The sequence below is a fragment of the Bacillus sp. JJ1503 genome, assembly GCF_036965125.1.
GTDB lineage: Bacteria > Bacillota > Bacilli > Bacillales > Cytobacillaceae > Cytobacillus.
Genome location: NZ_JBALOZ010000009.1, coordinates 15865 through 18730, shown reverse-complemented (window position 1 = coordinate 18730; position 2866 = coordinate 15865). Strand labels below are relative to the sequence as shown.

At 38.0% G+C, this 2866-nt stretch carries 2 protein-coding genes; both read left to right on the top strand.

Features of this window, described 5'->3' with window-relative positions; genetic code table 11:
• On the top strand, positions 1-442 hold a 442-nt coding region (locus V7149_RS01145), incomplete at its 5' end, for a diacylglycerol/lipid kinase family protein (protein WP_438824071.1).
• A complete protein-coding gene (gene pulA / locus V7149_RS01140; RefSeq protein WP_335343842.1) occupies positions 429-2594 on the top strand; it encodes a type I pullulanase in 2166 nt (721 codons plus the stop codon). The genes V7149_RS01145 and pulA, both read left to right, overlap by 14 nt.
• Positions 2595-2866: the final 272 nt, after the last annotated feature.

Below are 2866 nucleotides of genomic sequence, written 5' to 3'. Positions count from 1 at the left end.
TTATTTTTTATTAAAAAATTTGTTTACCTATAAAAAAACACAAATTGATCTCAAAATTGATGGCAGCGAATATTCGTTTCCTTCCGCATGGTTTGTGACGGTATCCAACCAGCCTTATTATGGAGGCGGAATGAAAATTTCCCCCGATGCTTCACCGTTTGATGGGAAGTTAAATATAACAGTTGTTCATAACCTATCAAGAATAAAACTATTACTCATTTTCATTACAGTGTTTTGGGGAGGACATACAGGATTTAAAGAGGTTTCTTTTTTGACCGGCAGAAGTATTCAAATTAAGTCAGACAGTCATCTACATGTCCATGCGGACGGAGAGGAAATCGGTTTAACTCCTGCCATAGTCACAGCTTGTCGAAAGAAACTGCCAGTCGTCTCGAACTGCAGCTTAAACGAAAAGGAGGTAAGCATAAATGACTTCTATTAAGCGTGAATTTTCCGCCTTTTTAGATGAAATGCAAACAATAACAGTCTTACTTCCTTTTCATTATCATGGAGGGGTTTCCACTTCTTTTTCGATAATGGATGACAATAACGAGCCTTTTTCCAAGATGGTCATTCTCAGCCGCATAGCTTTAGAAAATAAAATGAAATATATTTGTAAATTAGAAGCGGAGCCTATTATTGGCAAGCAATATTGGATCATGGATGAATTCGGAGGGAAAACAGATTTACAGATTGGGGCAGTAATTCGAACGTATGCCTTTGATGAAGCTTTTTTCTATAATGGCTCTCTAGGCTTTTCCTATTTGAAAGAAAAAACAAGCTTTAAAGTTTGGGCACCCACTGCGACCCTTGTTAAGGTTAAACTAGTCCCTTTGGGAAGCAAAGAGCCAGAAATACTAGAAATGAATAGAGGCGATAAAGGGGTCTGGCAGCTGACAGTCTGCCGTGATCTAGAATATTATCAATACTCCTATCTTCTTTGCGTTAATTTAGAATGGAGAGAAGCCGCAGATCCTTATGCCACAGCTGTAAGCATGAATGGTGAATATGGCACCATCATTGATATGAACAAAACTAAAACCGCTAAACCCCCACTGCCGCCTCTTGAACAGCCTACAGATGCGATCATATATGAAACCCACATTAGAGATTTCTCCATTCATCCAAACAGCGGAGTAATGAATAAGGGAGCATACCTTGGAGCGGGAGAGCTTAATACAAGAGATAAAGACGGATTTCCTACTTGTTTATCGTATGTAAAAGAACTTGGGATCACTCATATTGAATTCCTTCCAGTACATGATTTTGAAGGTGTTAATGAACGTAGACCAAAAAAAGAATACAATTGGGGTTACAACCCGCTGCACTTTAATGCACCAGAAGGGAGTTATTCTACTGACCCTGGGGATCCTTATGCAAGAATTAAAGAATTGAAATGGATGATACACTCTATCCATTCTCAAGGTATTAGAGTCATCATAGATGTTGTGTATAATCACGTTTATATTCGAGAAACATCATCTTTTGAAAAAATAGTCCCAGGCTACTACTTTCGCCATGACCAATTTGGGATCCCATCAAATGGAACCGGAGTTGGAAATGACTTTGCTTCAGAGCGTTTGATGGCGCGAAAATATATTCTTGATTCAGTGATGTATTGGCTAAATGAGTATCAAATAGATGGCTTTCGTTTTGATTTAATGGGCATTTTAGATAATGAAACAATGAACAAGGTGAGAAAGGCAGTAAATTCAGTAGATCCTTCGGTGATTATCATAGGTGAAGGATGGGACTTGAATACCCCTTTGCTTTCCCGTATGAAAGCAAACATTGGTAATCAGGCACAACTTCCTGGAATCGGTCAATTTAATGATTGGTTCCGAGATACGATAAAGGGCAGTACCTTTAATTTATATGATAAGGGCTATGCTCTTGGTAATAATCAATACTATTTGACAGCTAAGAAGGTATTGGCAGGCAGTATTGGATTGGAGAAGAAGGAAAAGGGACTATTCTATTCACCTAGTCAATCTGTTAATTATGTGGAGTCTCATGATAACCATACATTGTGGGATAAGCTATTAGTATGTTCCTCAGAAAAAACAGATCCGATAATCCAGCGTCAGCATCGGCTGGCAACGGTAATGGTGCTGCTTGCTCAAGGCATCCCTTTTTTGCATAGCGGCCAGGAGTTTTTTAGGACGAAAAAAGGGATTGGAAATAGCTATCGATCTCCAGATGAGATTAATTATTTGGATTGGGATCGAAAATCCTTATATTCAGACAATGTAGACTATATTAGAGGTATGATTAACATTCGCAAATCACACAAAGCTTTTAGGTTTTCAAGTGCTGAATTAATTCGTAAGCATTTACGTTTTTTACCCTTTGACAATAAAATAATTGGAATTATTTTAGAGGATGTCGGTGAATTTGGACAGTGGGATCGTTTGATCATGATATTTAACCCTTCTGAGTGCCAGCAATCAGTTCAGATTCCAAAAGGTGTTTGGCACGTGCTGGCAGATGAAAACAAGGCTGGTTTGGATGCGATAAGGGTGATTAAACATCCTTTAATCACCCTTATGCCCATCAGTTCTTATGTTCTCGTTAGCCGTTTTTTGTCGACTTAAATAAATAGACTTGACGAAAAAAGGCAGTAAGAGATAAAATTTATTAAGATGGCTATTGGGGGAATTATAGAACAATAGCTTTTTTTCTTTTAATAATATAGTTGAATAATGAGTAGATTTATGATCATTTATATTTGTAATGGCGGGCTTGCTGTTTAGTCCGCCTTCTATTTCTTTTTACTAGTTATTACTTTTTAGAGTTAGATAACTGTCTAGCTCCAGTGCCTACCCCCGATGTACAGGACGTATTAGTGTCGACAATGCGACAGGAC